This window comes from Acinetobacter pecorum (assembly GCF_014837015.1).
GTDB classification, from domain to species: domain Bacteria; phylum Pseudomonadota; class Gammaproteobacteria; order Pseudomonadales; family Moraxellaceae; genus Acinetobacter; species Acinetobacter pecorum.
In genome coordinates this window covers 58,845-76,034 of sequence record NZ_JACSPT010000013.1, presented here as the reverse complement: position 1 = coordinate 76,034, position 17,190 = coordinate 58,845, and the positions used below count along the sequence as shown (strand labels likewise).

15 protein-coding genes are annotated in these 17,190 nt (G+C 45.2%); 6 read left to right on the top strand and 9 right to left on the bottom strand.

All coding sequences use genetic code 11. The features are described 5' to 3' along the window. Positions 1-7: 7 nt before the first annotated feature. Both H9629_RS10785 and H9629_RS10780 read right to left on the bottom strand, forming a co-directional pair. Positions 8-748: a LytR/AlgR family response regulator transcription factor gene (locus tag H9629_RS10785; RefSeq protein WP_064094990.1), complete on the bottom strand. Its 741-nt coding sequence runs from the start codon at positions 746-748 to the stop codon at positions 8-10. A 69-nt stretch (positions 749-817) separates the two neighbouring features. Beyond that, positions 818-1,972, bottom strand: a complete 1,155-nt coding sequence (locus H9629_RS10780) for a sensor histidine kinase (protein ID WP_191731070.1) — start codon at positions 1,970-1,972, stop codon at positions 818-820. On the opposite strand from H9629_RS10780, the gene argH reads away from it, so the two are divergent. Then, on the top strand, positions 1,963-3,393 hold the full coding sequence (argH, locus tag H9629_RS10775; RefSeq protein WP_171254891.1) for an argininosuccinate lyase: 1,431 nt from the start codon (positions 1,963-1,965) through the stop codon (positions 3,391-3,393). The genes H9629_RS10780 and argH overlap by 10 nt on opposite strands. 11 nt (positions 3,394-3,404) lie before the next feature. Then, complete coding sequence (locus tag H9629_RS10770) at positions 3,405-3,677, top strand: oxidative damage protection protein (protein ID WP_064094993.1); 273 nt, start codon at positions 3,405-3,407, stop codon at positions 3,675-3,677. Between the two features lie 865 nt (positions 3,678-4,542). On the opposite strand, the gene pgsA is transcribed toward H9629_RS10770, so the two are convergent. The 3 genes from pgsA to uvrC form a co-directional block, all read right to left on the bottom strand. Continuing rightward, positions 4,543-5,130, bottom strand: coding sequence for a CDP-diacylglycerol--glycerol-3-phosphate 3-phosphatidyltransferase (gene pgsA / locus H9629_RS10765; RefSeq protein WP_064094994.1), 588 nt, complete (start codon positions 5,128-5,130; stop codon positions 4,543-4,545). 107 nt (positions 5,131-5,237) lie between these two features. Further along, positions 5,238-6,032, bottom strand: a complete 795-nt coding sequence (locus H9629_RS10760; RefSeq protein ID WP_191731069.1) for a thioesterase family protein — start codon at positions 6,030-6,032, stop codon at positions 5,238-5,240. A 115-nt stretch (positions 6,033-6,147) separates the two neighbouring features. Next, positions 6,148-7,947, bottom strand: coding sequence for an excinuclease ABC subunit UvrC (gene uvrC / locus H9629_RS10755; RefSeq protein ID WP_064094996.1), 1,800 nt, complete (start codon positions 7,945-7,947; stop codon positions 6,148-6,150). A gap of 225 nt (positions 7,948-8,172) precedes the next feature. On the opposite strand from uvrC, the gene H9629_RS10750 reads away from it, so the two are divergent. Then, complete coding sequence (locus H9629_RS10750) at positions 8,173-9,234, top strand: AAA family ATPase (RefSeq protein ID WP_064094997.1); 1,062 nt, start codon at positions 8,173-8,175, stop codon at positions 9,232-9,234. Here the strand turns inward: H9629_RS10750 and H9629_RS10745 are convergent. Continuing rightward, positions 9,231-9,665: a PH domain-containing protein gene (locus H9629_RS10745; RefSeq protein ID WP_144724813.1), complete on the bottom strand. Its 435-nt coding sequence runs from the start codon at positions 9,663-9,665 to the stop codon at positions 9,231-9,233. The genes H9629_RS10750 and H9629_RS10745 overlap by 4 nt on opposite strands. Before the next feature lie 586 nt (positions 9,666-10,251). Between H9629_RS10745 and fadB the strand changes: the two genes are divergently transcribed. The 3 genes from fadB (at position 10,252) to H9629_RS10730 (ending at position 14,292) form a co-directional block, all read left to right on the top strand. Next, entirely contained in the window at positions 10,252-12,402 is a 2,151-nt protein-coding gene (gene fadB / locus H9629_RS10740) for a fatty acid oxidation complex subunit alpha FadB (protein ID WP_064094999.1), read from the top strand. Between the two features lie 12 nt (positions 12,403-12,414). Next, the gene (gene fadA, locus H9629_RS10735; RefSeq protein ID WP_064095000.1) at positions 12,415-13,587 is read left to right on the top strand and encodes an acetyl-CoA C-acyltransferase FadA; all 1,173 of its coding nucleotides are present in this window, start codon (positions 12,415-12,417) and stop codon (positions 13,585-13,587) included. A 324-nt stretch (positions 13,588-13,911) separates the two neighbouring features. After that, positions 13,912-14,292, top strand: a complete 381-nt coding sequence (locus H9629_RS10730) for a hypothetical protein (RefSeq protein WP_064095001.1) — start codon at positions 13,912-13,914, stop codon at positions 14,290-14,292. 94 nt (positions 14,293-14,386) lie between these two features. Here H9629_RS10730 and tehB read toward each other — a convergent pair whose 3' ends face one another. The 3 genes from tehB to H9629_RS10715 all read right to left on the bottom strand — a co-directional run bounded on the left by tehB (position 14,387) and on the right by H9629_RS10715 (position 16,967). Next, a complete protein-coding gene (gene tehB / locus H9629_RS10725) occupies positions 14,387-15,253 on the bottom strand; it encodes an SAM-dependent methyltransferase TehB (protein ID WP_064102635.1) in 867 nt (288 codons plus the stop codon). 239 nt (positions 15,254-15,492) lie between these two features. Next, entirely contained in the window at positions 15,493-16,242 is a 750-nt protein-coding gene (locus H9629_RS10720; protein ID WP_064095003.1) for a hypothetical protein, read from the bottom strand. 218 nt (positions 16,243-16,460) lie between these two features. After that, positions 16,461-16,967 carry a hypothetical protein gene (locus H9629_RS10715; RefSeq protein WP_191731075.1) on the bottom strand — a complete coding sequence of 169 codons (507 nt, stop codon included), beginning with the start codon at positions 16,965-16,967 and terminating at the stop codon, positions 16,461-16,463. Between the last annotated feature and the right edge of the window lie 223 nt (positions 16,968-17,190).

Below are 17,190 nucleotides of genomic sequence, written 5' to 3'. Positions count from 1 at the left end.
CCCCCTGCTAAAGCTTTTGAATCCGGTCTCTTAAGAACGGTAAATGTCGCCGGCTCACTGCTAAACGGTCGTCCAGTTCACGACAACGTACCTGATACTGACCTGAACTCACCACTTCCAGACCATCCAGATAATGCACCGAGATCAAGGCATTACGATGAATCCGGATAAACTGGTCCCCAAACTCCTGCTCTAGCTCCTTTAAGGTTTCATCAATCAGTACACTGCCATTTTTATGACGTACAGTGACATATTTCTGATCTGCCAGAAAATAATAGATATTTTCGACTGGCACCAATTCCACACCACGATAGGTCTTTGCCGCAATCTGCTGGCGGCTGATATTGATTTCTTCCATATTTTCTTTTTGTTTTAGTTGGCTCATTTGAGCTTGGGTAAGTTTAGTTAAGTGCTCTAAAACCTGTGCCAATTCCTGTTGCATCACCGGTTTAAGCAAATAGCCTTCGGCATTTGATTTAAATGCATCCAGCGCATGTTGGTCATAAGCCGTACAAAAGACAATGGCCGGCATTGGATCCAGTTGACGCAAATGTTGCGCACAAGCCAGTCCATTCATTTCAGGCATTTGAATATCTAATAAAATGACATCGGGTTCGTATTGGTGAGCCAGATCAATCGCCTCACGACCATGGCTTGCTGTCGCCACCACATCATGCCCCAGCTGAGAGACCAACCGTGATAAACGCTCGACGGCCAGAGGCTCATCATCACAAATCAGGATGTCCATTTCTCCTCCTTCCCCAGTTAACATTATCAAATCAATGATAAAGCCAACTGCGATTTCTTTGATTTATTTTTATTTATATTGATATCGCACTACCGTCGTAAACATCCCTTCGCCGGCAAAGGTCTGAAAAGTCACACTGGATCCGTAATAAGCTTGCAGACGCTGTCTGACATTTTCTATTGCAATACCATGTCCCTTTTTTAAAGTTTTATTATCCTGTGCATAAGGGTTGGTTATGATGATATTAATTTGATTTTGCAATATTTCAACCAATATGCTTATGGTACTCTTTGTGAGAATTTTTTCAACTCCATGGAAAATACTATTTTCTAGCAAAGGTTGTAAAGTTAATAATGGAATTTGAACTTGTGAGTATAAGTCTTTGTTTTCTAACTTCCATTCTACCTGTAAGCGTTCACCTAGACGGATCTGCTCAATCTCCAGATAACGCTGGCACAGATCAATTTCCTCCTGCAGGCTGACCAGTTTTAACTCCTGAAAACTGGCGCGAAACAGCCGTGACAAATTCAACAGCATGTGCTCGGCTTTATCCGGATCAATACTGATCAGGCTGAGCACACTGTTCATGCTGTTAAACAGAAAATGCGGCTGAATCCGCGCCTGCATGGCCTGAATCCGGGCATTCAGCTCACTATGTTGTTGCTGCTCCCATTGCTCACGCAAATAAAGATAGCGAAAACAGAAAGTTCCCAGCAAAATTCCCAGACTTAAATGGAGTCCGGCCTGATCCAGAACAATTGCCAGGTTTAAATCCTGAAAATTAAAATTCTGCCCAAAATGTATCAAAATATTCAGATTCACTGTGGTCAGCAGCACAATTGCCTGTAACAGTAAAAATCCGGAAATTAACGCCAGCTTAATGCCCATACGCTGAAAGGCTTGATGGAACAATTCTACCAATGCTGCAAAACATAACAGCACCCAGTTGATATACAGGATATATTGCAGCAGGTGCATTCCATTCAAAGCCTGCCAAGACTGTGCTTCTGCGAGTGCTAAAATCATGGCCAGAATATTGCCGCCAACAAAGAGTTCCAGCAAATAGTGCAAATTGCCGATCTGGCTAAAAAAATAGGAATTTTGCGTTTGTTCGTTCATCGATGCGAAAGATTGAGCAGATGTGACTTCGGCAATGGGCTTTGAATTTGTTATACTCTTTTTCGTTCTACTGCTTTTAATCTGATTGAGCCGACATGACCACATCTTCTAATTCCTCTAATCCATCACACGCCCAGACTTCGGGTATGTGGGGCGGTCGTTTCTCTGAAGCGACTGATGCTTTTGTTGCTGAATTTACAGCATCTGTTCAATTTGACCAACGTTTTTATAAACAAGATATTGCAGGCTCGATTGCGCATGCAACCATGCTGGCAAAAGTGGGCGTACTGACCGATCAAGAACGCGATGACATTATTGAAGGTCTGACTGCAATTCAAGCCGATATTGAAGCAGGCAAATTCGAATGGCGCATTGATTTAGAAGATGTACACATGAACATTGAGTCACGCCTGACTCAGCGTATCGGTATTACTGGTAAAAAATTGCATACTGGTCGTAGCCGTAATGACCAGGTAGCCACGGATATCCGTCTTTATGTGCGTGATGAAATTGATACGATCTTAGAATTACTGAAAAAATTACAAAAAGGTATTTTAAGCCTGGCAGCTAAAAACACCGACACCATCATGCCAGGGTTTACTCATTTGCAAACTGCACAGCCAGTAACTTTTGGCCATCATCTCATGGCCTGGTTTGAAATGCTGGTACGTGATTCAGAGCGTTTGATTGATTGCCGTAAGCGTGTCAACCGTATGCCGCTTGGTTCTGCTGCACTTGCGGGAACGACTTATCCAATTGACCGTGCTTATACTGCTGAACTGCTAGGTTTTGAAGCGGTTGCTGAAAATTCTTTAGATGCAGTATCGGATCGTGACTTTGCAATTGAATTTAATGCTGCTGCATCTTTAATCATGATGCACTTGTCACGTATGTCTGAAGAACTGATTCTATGGACTTCGGCGCAGTTCAAATTCGTCAACATTCCAGATCGCTTCTGTACTGGCTCTTCCATCATGCCGCAGAAGAAAAACCCGGATGTACCTGAACTGGTACGTGGTAAAACCGGTCGTGTCTATGGCGATTTGATGAGCCTGCTAACTTTAATGAAAGGCCAGCCGCTAGCCTATAACAAAGACAATCAGGAAGATAAAGAACCATTGTTTGATGCCATTGATACCGTTCGCGGTTCACTCATGGCATTTGCCGACATGATTCCTGCGCTGGTTCCAAACATTACCGAAATGCGCGAAGCAGCATTACGTGGTTTCTCAACTGCGACTGATCTGGCTGATTATCTGGTGAAAAACGGCGTGGCTTTCCGTGATGCACACGAGATTGTAGGTAAAGCGGTTGCACTCGGCGTTCAGGAAGGTAAAGATCTCTCTGAACTTAGCCTTGAGCAACTGCAACAGTTCTCTGACCTGATTCAGGCAGACGTATTTGAAAAGGCCCTAACCCTTGAAGCCTCGGTGAATGCCCGTAATCACATTGGTGGTACTGCACCTGCCCAGGTGGAAGCTGCGATTGCACGTGCTTACACTCGCCTAGAAAACCTTTACGCTTAAGGAAGACCGATATGTCTCGACAAGTATTTTGCCGTAAGTATCAACAAGAAATGGAAGGCTTAGACTTTGCACCCTTTCCGGGGCCAAAGGGTCAGGAACTGTTTGATAACGTGTCGAAACAGGCTTGGCAAGAATGGCTAAAACACCAGACCACGCTGATTAATGAAAAGCGTTTAAATGTGTTTGAACCTGATGCGAAAAAGTTTCTTGAAGAACAGCGTGAAAAGTTCTTTAACAATGATGAATCATTGGAAAAAGCCGAAGGTCTGAAGCCTGAGGCGTGATTTAGCGGAGCACTGCTCCGCCACGCCGCAAGACAAGTAGCTATGCTGTGCGTAGGCTTTAATTTAAAAGAATCCCTCATCTTTGGGGGATTCTTTTTTATATGTTGCTTTAAAAATTACGCAAGACAAGCGCTGAAAGCGCGCGTAGGCGTTAATCAAAAAAGAGTCTCTTTTGAGACTCTTTTTTATTCTTAACATGGCCTTTTTTTCTATAAACCAGGCGAAGTGCCCAGTATTAACAGTTAAAAAATCCTGTTACAGGCTTTTTTCTCTTGATCTCCAGACTACTCCGCTCCCCACAATATCAACCTTCAAAATGTATGTAGGCTTTACGCTGGAAAGATTATCTTTTCAGACTTTTACTTATTCTAGAGGCTTTGCACTGGCATGAACTGGAATATTAAGAATAGGTTAATAAAAGCACACTAAAGAAGTTATTCCTTTAGTACTGAATTTTGCTTATCCCTCTTATCTGCTTTGTAATGATGGGCCAAGAACTGAATTAGTCAAAAGCATTTTTACCTACTCTATCTGCTTAAGATAGTCAGCCACTATCCTGCTGAAAAACATTCAGATTTGTATCAAAATTAGAAATTGTAAATTCAATATACAGAGCAATCACAAAACACAACAATCTGCTACAAGAAGTCATATGATTTTGAAAAACTGGCTCTCTATAATGAGTCCTAAGAAGATGAGACATCTTTGAATAACTATAATAATAAGTAATAAATACCCCGATTTAATCCCAGTCCTTCCCCCAAAGGCTGGGTATTTTTTTACCTGTGATTTGTCCATTTTTTACTGATTCATACCCATAAAAAAAGCCCCTTTTCCAGGAGCTTTTTTATTTGGATTATTTCAATTAAGGCTGTTTCAGATATGGCCAAGCCGCTTTCAGATAAATAAACATTGACCATAAAGTGAGGACAACTGCTGTATATAGCAAGGCATATGCCAGTATTTCCAGCGGTGGCCAGTTCAGCAGGAATACGGTAATGGCGATCATCTGGAACGCTGTTTTGTATTTTCCAACAGTTGAAACCGCAACATTGGTCCGTGCACCCAATTCTGCCATCCATTCACGCAAGGCTGAAACAGTAATTTCACGGGAAATAATTACAATCGCAGCAAAAGCCATCGACATGGAAGGCTGCCATTGCACCAGTACAATCAGTGCAGCCGCCACCATTAATTTATCTGCAACCGGATCGAGAAACCGCCCAAAAGCGGAAGTCTGATTTAATGTACGTGCCAGATAGCCATCAAACCAGTCCGTTACCGCAGCCACCACAAAGATCGTGGTTAAAATGATATGCCGCGTCATATCGGGGTTATGAGCATCAAAACCCATTGCAGGTGGCCAGTAAGCCACCAATAAAAATACCGGAATAAGAGCGATACGCGCCAAGGTCAAGATATTTGGAATATTCAGGATACGACCTGTAGTCATAGACACCGCCAATTGTTCCCCTCATGTACGATGAAAATGCACACTTTTTTAGAGGTTTGATCCATCATTAATAGGCTTCACTTTATACGAATTGACCGAAAGTGTCACTAGGCAAACACCGTCACTGTTTGTCTTGCCATCGCAATCAGGCGATTTTCGGTATCCCACAGACAAGCATGTTCTGTCGCATAACCACCTGCAGCATGATCAGTAAATACTTTATATTTAAACCAATCATGCAATTGGTGTTGCACCGGATGCACATACGTCACGGTCCAGGTCAAGCTACTTGCAGGTGCCATTTTTTTAAACATCGGTAACACCCCGGGTGGCCAGATATCAAAAATAGCCATCAGGTCTGCGACCAGAAATTCACGGTTACGATGCTTTTCGGGATGAAAACGGCACCAGCCGCTAAAGTCTGGACGAGGGCTGCCACTACAGGGCAGATTGACATCCGCCCAGGCAATTTCAAAATGGTTATAACAGTCTGGCATGCCATAACCCGCAGGAATATGAAACAACTGCTCTGGCGCAGCAAAGTCAGGAGCTTGGGCTTGTTGCTGCACCTGAATGGCGGAATCCCGGGAAATTCCAAAACTGGCAACCAGAATACTTTGCACGGCATCATCCTGCCATAAACGTACTTCAATGGTCGTCACAGATTTACCCTGCCGCAGGATTTCAGCCGTCAACCGTACTTTGGCTTGCTGAATCGGGCCGACAAAGGTCACGCTACAACTCAGCAGATGCTTGGCAGGATCATTGATCTGTGTAACCGCTTTTTGCATCATCATCGCGGCAGCCAGACCACCATACAGGGTACGGCCCTGTAACCATCCCTGTGGAAATTCCACCCATTCCTGTTCGGCAATTTGTGCATAAAGTGCATGCAAAGACATGTTGGTCCCTCAGTAAGTCTTGATGCTTAGTATATTGGGCAAAATTCATCAGGTTGTGAATGTCACGTGACCCAAGCGTCAATGCGCACTTTGGCCCTTGCATTTAAGTCACGCGTCATTCATGCAGTACTTTATAAATCATTCTGGCCATGACTGAACCCAGTCCCGGCACCATTTGCAGATCTTTTTCTGAGGCTTTCAGCACCCCTTGAATTCCGCCAAAATGAGTCAGCAGGTCACGACGGCGTTTTGGTCCCAGCCCCGGAATGACTTCCAACACTGATGAACCCCGTTTCTTGTCACGTTTGGCACGGTGCTTGGTAATCGCAAAACGGTGTGCTTCATCACGCACCTGCTGAATCAGATGCAGCGCCTTATGATCCTCCGGTAATTGAATTTTACTGCCATCGGTAAAGTGCAGGGTTTCCAGACCGGGCTTACGTCCCTCACCTTTGGACACACCAACCATAAAAGCATCCAGTCCCAGTTCCTGCATAACTTCCATCGCCATGTGCAATTGCCCCTTGCCACCATCAATCAGCAGCAAGTCTGGCAACAGGGCTTTTTTATAACGACGGGTCAGCGCCTGACGCATGGCAGCATAATCATCGCCCGCCTGAATATCCTGAATGGAAAACTGGCGATAATCGCGCTTGCGCGCGCCACCACTATCAAAGACCACACAGGACGCCACGGTATCTTCGCCCATGGTATGTGAAATATCGAAGCACTCGATCCGGTCTACAGGACGGCCGACCACCTGCTCCAGCTGATGAAAACGCTCATTTAATTCTATATGATTGGCTAGCTTGCCCTGAATCGCGTGCTGTACATTCATCTGCGCCAGTTCCAGCCATTCGGCCCGGGTTTCGCGGACTTTAGACTTGATCTGGATTTTCTTGCCAAAATGCTGCGACAGTGCTGCTTCCAGTTCCTTACGATCAGCCACTTCCAGATTGACAATCAGTTCAGCCGGGATTTCATCTGCCACCTGAAAATAAAAATTGGCAATAAAATCGGCCAGCATTTGCCCCAGGTCATCACTAAGCATATCCGGGAAATAACTTTTCCCACCCAGCATTTTACCGTTGCGCACATGCATGATCTGCACACAGGTCACTCCGGCCTGATAAGCAATCGACAGGATATCGGCTTCGCCTTTGAGCTTATAAATCGCCTGCTGTGACTGTACCTCTCTTAACAGCGCCATCCGGTCCCGATAGAACACCGCTTTTTCAAATTCCAGCGCTTCAGCGGCCGCTTCCATTTTTGCGATCAGTTCCTGATTCAGCTCCTTGGTATCACCCTGCAAAAAGCGGATCGAGTTATCGACATCTGCCTTATAGTCTTCCGGAGAAATAAATCCGACACAGGGCGCAGAGCAGCGTTTGATCTGGTATTGCAGACATGGCCGGGTCCGGTTGGCAAAAAAACTGTTTTCACAGGAACGCACATTGAACAGTTTTTGCAGCACCACCAGAGTATCCCGTGCCGTATAAGCACTCGGATAAGGTCCAAAAAACTTGCCCACCTGGTGCTTGCCCTTGCCACGTCCACTGGCTAAACGCGGATAGGGTTTATCTGCCGAAACAAAAATATAGACATAAGATTTGTCATCACGCAGCATGATGTTATACGGTGGATGATGCAGCTTGATCAGGTTCTGTTCCAGCAACAAGGCTTCAGTTTCAGAACGTACCACCAGGGTCTGGATATCATAAATCCGTGCCACCAAGGCCTGGGTTTTGGGATGATCCAGCGTTTTGACAAAATAGCTGGAGACCCGGTTTTTCAGGTTTTTGGCTTTACCCACATACAATAATTCGCCGTCTTTGCCATACATCCGGTAGACCCCGGGCAGGCTGGTCATATTCGCCAGGATTTTTTCAATATGGGGGCGTGCGTTTTCGTTCACCTAAAGCCTATTTTTCACCTACAATCTGCAGATATATGTGATGATTGTTGCGTCATTTTCAAGCAAAAACACAAAATTCCCCTGAAGCTGCCACCTAATCTTAAAGTTCCTGTCGGGTTATCCCCCCAATCTATAATCCTCACGACATAAACTGATTGTTAAAAGCTATAAATTTCAACCTTTAACTTTGTTATGCTCAAAAAGTCTAGTTTTGAGATGATTCGCATGACCATGCAGCAATCGGACATTCATATTGTTCAACCCTCCACTTCCACCCATCACCTGTCTGAACGTGATCGTCTGATTGGCAAACCGCGTTTTCATTTCGAGCCAAATAATGTAATGCAGCTGCTACGTGAACGGATTATTGGGCAGGATGCAGCCCTGAATGAAATTGAAAAAATGCTGCATGTGGTCAAGGCAGATTTTTCCAGTCCGGATCGCCCTTTGTCGGTGACCTTGATGCTGGGCCCTACTGGCGTCGGTAAAACTGAAACCGTACGTCTGATTGCCGAAGCGATCTATGGCCGCCCGGATGCCTTTTGCCGGATTGATATGAATACTCTGGCACAGGAACATTATGCAGCGGCTTTGACCGGTGCACCGCCGGGTTATGTCGGCTCCAAGGAAGGTCACAGCCTGTTTGATGAAACTGCGATTGCCGGCAGTCATACCCGGCCCGGCATCATGCTGTTTGATGAACTGGAAAAAGCCAGTAACGAAGTGATTCGCGGCTTGATGAACGTGCTGGATACTGGCCGGCTGACCTTGACAGCGGGCACTAAAACTATCGATTTTCGCAACTGCATGGTCTTTATGACCAGCAATGTCGGTGCACAGGCAGCGCAGCAATATCTGGACAAACTCAGTTACCTGCCACAGAAAATGCAGGCCTTGTGTTTAAAACGGGTGCCCACCCAGCGCATCATTGAAAAAGTCATGCAGCGTAAATTTGATCCCGAGTTTCTGAACCGGATTGACCGCAGTCTACATTATCAGGCGGTACAGCATGATGCCCTGCCACGTCTGGTCGAAATTGAACTGGATAAACTGAACAAGCGCTTGCAACATCAGCAACGCAGCGTGCATTTAAGCGCTTCAGCCAAAGCCTATTTCTATCAGGGTCATGATATCCGTTACGGCGCCCGGCATTTGGGCCGCAAGATGCGTACCGAACTGGAGCCAATTCTGGCGCTGTCTTTTTTAAACCAGCCCGAGCAATTGAGCCTGCACCTGGACTGTATTAAGGCACAGCTTGTGGTTGTACCTGAGCAGGCAAAAGCTTAACTAAGGTAGACTCTCTCTCCGTTTTTATTTGGTTGGAGGGCCTGCATAAAAGTAGTCTGATTTTTGGGTGAAACCAATATAAATTTCTGCACGCCCGCATCCGTATAGTCAATCCGTAGACGCTTTAAGGACAAGGCTGGTGCAATAATAGAGTGCTCGGTGGGCTGAATGGATTGGATTGCACTTAACGGAATCTTCCAGCTTAACCACAGGCTTTTTATGGTCAATACCCCATTGTCCACCAAATAGCGCGTACTCCACAGCGGCCACCACAGGATAATAATAGTCAGAATATACACAGCGGTATGCAGCGGATACTGCTGCATGGTCCCTTTGGCCTGCATGGTCAACAGCAGTTGCAGCAGCAGGCCACTCATACAAATCACAAAAGCCAGCAACCACCAGTCTTTTTTAGAACGAAACACGTGCATCGATATCCCCCATATCCAGGTGCAGGATCATCATAAACAATTCCGGCACAGATGACAGGGCCTGGATCTGGAAGGATGAAAATTATTTCAATCCAGATATCGTTTGAGCCGTGATCTTCCTGGCTACTTTCAGCAAATTCCTGTAACCGGAAATGAGATACGGCAGTTTTATTTGTGCCGATAGAAAAATCTCGACCACTACCTGAAAGCCCTGCAATCAGCCAGATTCGGCGAGAAAAATCCTGTGCTCAAGACTGAAATTGACTAAATTGACGCAGCTTAGCGAGATGCTTGCCTTGAAAATCAGGCATTCTGCTCCATATCAGTCAGGCTGATCAATGAAAAATAATGAATTGAAACAGAATCTTTGGTTCATCGGGCTATAAGAAACTGAAAGGAAAAATTATAACCGGTCGGATCAAGCCGGCAGAAATTGATGACCATTGCGTCACGGCTTGATACAACTTGTTATGTTCTTTTTGGATATAGTTATCGTAAGATTAGCGAAGTCAAAAAGTGCGCGGGACATGCGCACTTGCTTCACAACATCAACTTAGAAGTCCTCCAAAATAAAGGAGATCAGGGCATGATCCACGCTGGCAATGCCATTACCGTCCAAATGCTTGAGGACGGGATTGCAGAATTCCGCTTTGACTTACAAGGTGAGTCCGTTAACAAATTCAACCGTGCAACGATTGAAGATTTCAAGGCTGCGATTGACGCAGTTTCCGCAGCAGACATTCAGGGTTTAATCGTTACTTCAGGTAAATCTACATTTATTGTAGGTGCTGATATCACTGAATTCGGCGACAACTTTGCTCAGGGTGAACAAGCGATTGTTGACTGGGCAATGCCAGTACATGAAATTTTTAACAGCTTCGAAGACCTCGACATTCCTAAAGTGGCGGCCATTAACGGCATGGCACTGGGTGGCGGTTTCGAAATGTGCCTGGTATGTGACTACCGTGTCATGTCAGAACAAGCGCAAGTAGGCCTGCCTGAAATCAAGCTGGGTATCTTCCCGGGCTTCGGTGGTACAGTACGTTTAAGCCGTCTGATCGGTATCGATAACGCGGTAGAATGGATGGCAATGGCCAATCCTAAAAAACCTGCTGCTGCGCTGAAAGATGGTGCAGTCGATGCAGTGGTTGCTGCAGACAAATTGAAAGATGCTGCGATTGACCTGGTGAAACAGGCGATTCATGGCCGTTTAGACTGGCAGAACAAGCGTCAGGAAAAACTTGATCCGGTTAGACTGAGTCCGATCGAACAGATGATGGCGTTTAATTCATCTAAAGGTATGGTGCTGGCCAAAGCCAACCCGGCTCAATATCCTGCGCCAAAATTACTACTGGATTCATTACAAGCAGGTGCTAGCCTGCATCGTGATGACGCGCTAAAAGCTGAAGCTGAAGGTTTTGCTAAAGCCGCAGTCACACCACAGGCAGGTGCATTAATCGGTTTGTTCCTGAACGACCAGGTGGTGAAGAAAACTTCCAAGAAATATGAACAAGGTGCACATCCCGTGAACCAGGCGGCCGTTCTCGGCGCAGGTATCATGGGTGGCGGTATTGCTTACCAGGCAGCAAGCAAAGGCACGCCGATCATCATGAAAGACATCGGTAACCCGCAACTTGCCTTGGGTATGTCTGAAGCGAACAAACTGCTGACCAAGCAGGTTGAACGCAAGAAAATGAAACCGGCACAAATGGGTGAAACCCTTGCTCGCATCCGTCCTACTTTAAGCTATGACGAGTTTAAAGAAGTTGACATCGTGATCGAAGCAGTGACTGAGAACCCGAAAGTCAAAGGCATCGTACTGAAAGAAACTGAATCTAAAGTACGTGACAACACTATTATTGCGTCTAACACCTCGACGATTTCAATCACGCGTCTGGCTGAAAATCTGGAACGTCCTGAAAACTTCGTGGGCATGCACTTCTTTAACCCGGTACACATGATGCCACTGGTTGAAGTGATTCGTGGCGAGAAAACTTCTGCTGAAGCGATTGCAACGACTGTCGTGCTTGCACAGAAAATGGGTAAAACGCCAATCGTGGTCAATGACTGCCCGGGCTTCCTGGTGAACCGCGTACTGTTCCCTTACTTCGGTGCATTTGACCTGTTACTTAAAGATGGTGCTGACTTCCAGCAAATCGACAAAGTCATGGAAAAATTCGGCTGGCCAATGGGTCCTGCCTACTTGATGGACGTTGTCGGTATCGACACGGGCGTGCATGGTGCAGAAGTCATGGCTGAAGGCTTCCCGGATCGCATGAAACCTGATTACAAAGGTTCGATCCAGGTGATGTATGAAAACAACCGTCTTGGTCAGAAGAACGACGTTGGTTTCTACAAGTATGAACTTGACCGTAAAGGCAAAAAAGCCAAAGTGGTTGATCCAACTGCATATGAGCTTGTGGCATCTGTTGCAACTGCGGAAAAACGTGAGTTTGACGCTCAGGAAATCATTGACCGCATGATGCTGGCTTTCTGTAATGAAACTGTTCGCTGCCTGGAAGACAATATCGTGGCAACACCTGCTGAAGCAGATATGGCAATGATCATGGGTGTTGGTTTCCCTCCATTCCGTGGTGGTCCATGCCGTTACATCGATCAAACCGGTGTAGCTGAGTATGTGGCACTTTGCAATAAATATGCACACCTTGGTAAAGCTTATGAAGCGCCAGAAATGTTGCGTGAAATGGCTGCTAACAACAAAAAATTCTACGGTTAAGGAGCAACGTGAATGGCTACTTTAAATCCACGTGACGTTGTCATCGTTGATGGCGTGCGTTCAGCAATGGGTAAATCCAAAAACGGCATGTTCCGCAATGTACGTGCCGACTCAATGTCTGCTGAGCTTGTCCGTGCCCTGTTGGTACGTAACGAATTCGACCCGAATGAAGTTGAAGACGTCATCTGGGGCTGTGTGAACCAAACCCTAGAACAAGGTATGAATATTGCCCGTAATATCGCATTACTGGCAGACTTGCCGAAGACTGTTGCAGGTCAAACGGTAAACCGTCTTTGTGGTTCGTCTATGCAGGCGATTCACACTGCAGCTGCGCAAATTGCGACGAACCAGGGTGATATCTTCATCATCGGTGGTGTTGAGCACATGGGCCATGTTGGCATGATGCACGGTATCGACCTGAACCCTGAAGCGTCTAAGCATTATGCTAAGGCGTCGAACATGATGGGTCTGACTGCTGAAATGTTGGGTCGTATGAACGGCATTACCCGTGAAGAACAGGATGCGTTTGGTGTGGAATCTCACCGCCGTGCCTGGGCTGCGACTGAAAATGGTCTGTTCGAGAACGAGATTGTTGGTATTGAAGGTCACAATGCAGATGGCTACAAAATGCTGTGTGATATCGATGAAGTGATCCGTCCGGATGCCAATATCGAAACCTTCCGTGCTTTACGCCCAGTCTTTGATCCGAAAGGCGGTACAGTGACTGCAGCAACCTCTTCAGCCTTGTCTGACGGTGCATCTGCCATGCTGCTGATGTCTGCTGAACGTGCTCAAGCTTTAGGTCTTAAACCACGTGCTGTGATTCGCTCTATGGCAGTTGCAGGTTGTGATGCTGCGATCATGGGTTACGGTCCGGTTCCAGCAACACACAAAGCACTTAAACGTGCTGGTCTTAAAATTGAAGACATGCAAACGGTTGAGTTAAACGAAGCATTTGCGGCACAAGGCTTGTCTGTTCTTAAAGGTTTAGGTCTGTATGACAAGCAAGACATCGTAAACTTAAACGGTGGCGCGATTGCATTGGGTCACCCATTGGGTTGTTCTGGTGCGCGTATCACAACAACGTTGTTAAACGTAATGGAACAACAAGATACGCAAATCGGTCTTGCGACGATGTGTATCGGCCTTGGCCAAGGTATTGCAACAGTGATCGAACGTGTTTAATTTTTAAATACCTCGATAAAAGAAACCCCGCTTAGTGCGGGGTTTTTTATTAAAAGAAATTCTAAATTATCAGTGCTATAAGCTAGCTATGATTTCTAATTGGTTTTATAAAAATAACTTAAGCCGTATGAATGATTTCGGAGGCCACCGAAATGTACCTGAACCAACTTATCAAGTTCTTTTGAACTTGTACCTTTCTAAGCAATGTTATCCCTTTGTAATTTCAGTTGAATAATCAACCAATAAAATCCTATTTATGAATCACTTAAATTTTATATATGTATGATCAAGCCTCTTTTTTCCTATTTCCTTAAAAGGATTTATATGAACATGCTTAAAACAATGATCGCGACTGCAATCTTAGCGACTTCTGCATCTGCAATGGCAACTGAAGCTCAAGTTACACCAGCAACTGTTGTAACTAAAACAACCCAAACTGTTGCTAAAGAAACTGCTGCACCTGTACAAGCAAAAGTTGAAGCTGCTCAAGCGACTGTTGCTGCAACTCAACAAGCGGCTGAAACTAAAGCTGAAGCAGTAAAAACAGAAGCGACAACTCAAGTAGAAACAGCTCAAGCTACAGCAGAACAACACGTTGAAGCTGCGCAAACTGAAGCAGTAGAAACCAAAGACGCTGCTGCTGAAAAAGCAGAAGTAAAAGCTGAGAAAAAAGGCTGGTTCTCTTGGTTTAAAAAAGCGGCTTAGTATTTTTTAAGCATAAAAAAGATGTCAGGCTGACATCTTTTTTATTTTGGATGATTTAATTTAAATTCAGGAATTTAAAAAAATCCTCAATCTTCTATTCAACCTTTTGCGCTAGCATGGTGGCAAAGTGCTGCTTAATTCGCAGACCCTGTTCATCCACCCGATGCAGTTCGCCAATATTCTCATTGTATTTGATCAGCTTCCACCCTTCGTACAGCTCGCTTAACTGACCTGGTTTAAAACTAAATGGAAAGTCTGGCTGTGCCGGAATATCGTCTGTATCCATGGCACAGACAATCAGGTTATAACCACCCGGAACTGTCGCCTGCTGCATTTGTGCAATCAGCGGCGGAATGGTTGTTGCCTCAAGGAACATCATCACTACAGTACAGTAGATAAAGTCATATTGGCCTGTAATGCTGGTATCCGTGTTGAGATCGCGGCGCTGCGCCTGAACATGTTCAATCTGCTCCGTCTGCACAATTTGTCTTAAGGTTTGCAAACTGTTTTCGTTGACATCCCAGGCATCGACTTTAAAGCCGTTCTGGCTTAAATAAAGCGCATTACGTCCTGTACCACAGCCGATATCCAGGGCACGACCACCCTTTAAATAGGGCATGGCGGCCAATACTTCAGAATGGGTAGGATTCAAATGATATTTCTTGCTGAAATAATCATCAGGCCGGCAATAAAAACGCAGCTGGCATTCGGCATCCTCACTGGCAGAGACAATTTTGTGCCATACCTCAGGCTCAATAAATGGCGGTTGCTGCTCTGGAGTAAACACATGCTCGGATTGCACCTCGCCAGATTGGTCCAGCATGGCAAAATGTACCTTACCTTTTAAGATGGTCAGTTTTGCCCAGGTGCCTGCTTTGGTATTGTGCTTATTTTTGAAACCCTGAGGAATACTCTGCTGTGTCCAGACCGGAAACTCCTTATAACATTTCAGTTCTTGCATGATTGACTTCCCTCCTCTTAACCCATATGCCGCCTTTTATTGTTTAAGCAGCGGCTGTTACTTTCGAGCATAGACTGTTCATGCCGGAATTAAAATCATGCTTATGTATGCTGTATCCATACAATAGCAAGATGAGGACTATCCAGAAAATAAAAAAGCTGCCTGGATTTGACAGCTTCCATTCAGCAACCTGTGTTGAGCAGTGGATGACTGTAATCTGGCCAGCCATCCAAGACAGGTCATAACTTGTTTTCTACTGCTTTCTGGTTAGCGCTCGCGACTTGTTGCATCTGCTTGTTCAGGTCCAGAATTTCCTTGTACAGCGCATTAAACTCTTTCACCGCTTTATCGTCATAGAACATAAACATGTTATTTTTCTTTTGCCATTTATACTTTTTTAAGACTGCAAATAAAGCATCTGCCTTGGCTAAATTCTGTTTTTCGATTTCGAAAATGACATGCGCATTACTATTTTGCTGACTATCTTTCAGATTCTGGGTCAGTTGCTGGCGATAACGGTTTTTAATATCCAGTTGCTGTGCCTTGTCGATCAGCTCAGCATCACGTTGCTGGATTTTCTGCTGATAGATGTCCATAATTTGATGGACTTGCTTAAGCATGGCTTCAGTTTCTTTATAATCTTGGGTCTGGTCCTTGGCCAGGCGGTTAATATCCAGAAAATTCTGCCAGTTGGCCGCTTTTAGATCCCGTAGATACTGGTTACGTTCCTCGGCACTGTCACGCAATTGCCCCAGCATAAATTCGGCCATAATGGCATAGTCGCCCTCCAGACGGTCATCTTCCAGCTCGATCTGAATCGGTTTAGACCAGTCCTGTGCCTGCTGTGCAATGCTTTCGGTTTTTTCTTCTAGTACGGTTTCATATTCCAACAGCTCGGCCTGATGTTTTTGCTGGACAGAATGCTGATAAAACAGCCCAATAAAAATTGCCAGTGTCACAGCAGCTAAAATCATAAAAACACGCGGCATGTACACGCTCCAGTTCTATCCGTCAGATCTTGTAGATTTCTATCCACTATGCTTATTTTTTAGACACAATTCAAGATGTTCAATTTTTCCAGCAATATTTAACCAGGAAGATAAAACACCGATCTGGCAGGAAAGTTATTTCAACTTCCTGCTTGTTTTTGATCGTTAATGGCTGCTACACAAGCCCGCAACTAGAAAAGTCCAATGCCGGGCACGGCTTACCTGGAAGGAGATGGCAGTGAAAGATTAAGCTGGTTCCGGTAGGAATTAAACTGCTCACGGGCAATCTGGACGGTGGTGGCATCGCGATTAATACCAAAAGGTTGCAACACCACATACAGCCCATTTCGTGGATCTGAAGACAATAAGCCCTGTGCTACAGCCAGCACATATTCCTGGAAGATCACAGGCAGGCTGTCCAGATCTGGAGGAGCAGGTGCACGCATGACATCAATATTTGCGACAAAATCAGCATCGACGCTATAAGACTGGATATCACGTTCAATTTCCATCAGGCGCATTTGCAAGGCCTGTTGTTGAGCTGCATCTTCCTGATAAGGCACGACTTCAATCACCGCACGCAGTTCAGGTTCTGCCATTACGGTAAGCGTAGGCAGTATCACGGAATCAGATTCACTCGTAGAGCCAGCATGACCTAATAACGGTAAAGTCAAAGCCATACAGGCGGCTATCAGGCTTCGTATTATGGGTTTCAGGAGATTCATCATATTCACCCTCGTTTGGAAAAGGGAAAGCATCTGACTGAAAGCTTACAAATAATGCCAGTGCCTATTGTTAAGTTTGATAAACGGTAAATGACGAATAAAAACAGCTTAAACTAAAAAAAGAAGGAATTAAAAAGACTGAAAAATTAAGAAAAATCTTGATATGACTTTAGTCCGGACAAAAAAATCCCCAAACATGGTTTGAGGATTTTTTTGAATATGG

What these genes read in the sequence shown, in the direction of transcription:
- H9629_RS10780 (WP_191731070.1), bottom strand. Translation starts at nt 1,972, where the DNA reads ATGTGGTCATGTCGGCTCAATCAGATTAAAAGCAGTAGAACGAAAAAG.
- H9629_RS10720 (WP_064095003.1), bottom strand. Translation starts at nt 16,242, where the DNA reads ATGCCGCGTGTTTTTATGATTTTAGCTGCTGTGACACTGGCAATTTTT.
- H9629_RS10760 (WP_191731069.1), bottom strand. Translation starts at nt 6,032, where the DNA reads ATGTCTTTGCATGCACTTTATGCACAAATTGCCGAACAGGAATGGGTG.
- H9629_RS10785 (WP_064094990.1), bottom strand. Translation starts at nt 748, where the DNA reads ATGGACATCCTGATTTGTGATGATGAGCCTCTGGCCGTCGAGCGTTTA.
- fadA (WP_064095000.1), top strand. Translation starts at nt 12,415, where the DNA reads ATGGCTACTTTAAATCCACGTGACGTTGTCATCGTTGATGGCGTGCGT.
- tehB (WP_064102635.1), bottom strand. Translation starts at nt 15,253, where the DNA reads ATGCAAGAACTGAAATGTTATAAGGAGTTTCCGGTCTGGACACAGCAG.
- H9629_RS10770 (WP_064094993.1), top strand. Translation starts at nt 3,405, where the DNA reads ATGTCTCGACAAGTATTTTGCCGTAAGTATCAACAAGAAATGGAAGGC.
- pgsA (WP_064094994.1), bottom strand. Translation starts at nt 5,130, where the DNA reads ATGACTACAGGTCGTATCCTGAATATTCCAAATATCTTGACCTTGGCG.
- fadB (WP_064094999.1), top strand. Translation starts at nt 10,252, where the DNA reads ATGATCCACGCTGGCAATGCCATTACCGTCCAAATGCTTGAGGACGGG.
- argH (WP_171254891.1), top strand. Translation starts at nt 1,963, where the DNA reads ATGACCACATCTTCTAATTCCTCTAATCCATCACACGCCCAGACTTCG.
- H9629_RS10750 (WP_064094997.1), top strand. Translation starts at nt 8,173, where the DNA reads ATGACCATGCAGCAATCGGACATTCATATTGTTCAACCCTCCACTTCC.
- H9629_RS10730 (WP_064095001.1), top strand. Translation starts at nt 13,912, where the DNA reads ATGAACATGCTTAAAACAATGATCGCGACTGCAATCTTAGCGACTTCT.
- H9629_RS10715 (WP_191731075.1), bottom strand. Translation starts at nt 16,967, where the DNA reads ATGAATCTCCTGAAACCCATAATACGAAGCCTGATAGCCGCCTGTATG.
- H9629_RS10745 (WP_144724813.1), bottom strand. Translation starts at nt 9,665, where the DNA reads ATGCACGTGTTTCGTTCTAAAAAAGACTGGTGGTTGCTGGCTTTTGTG.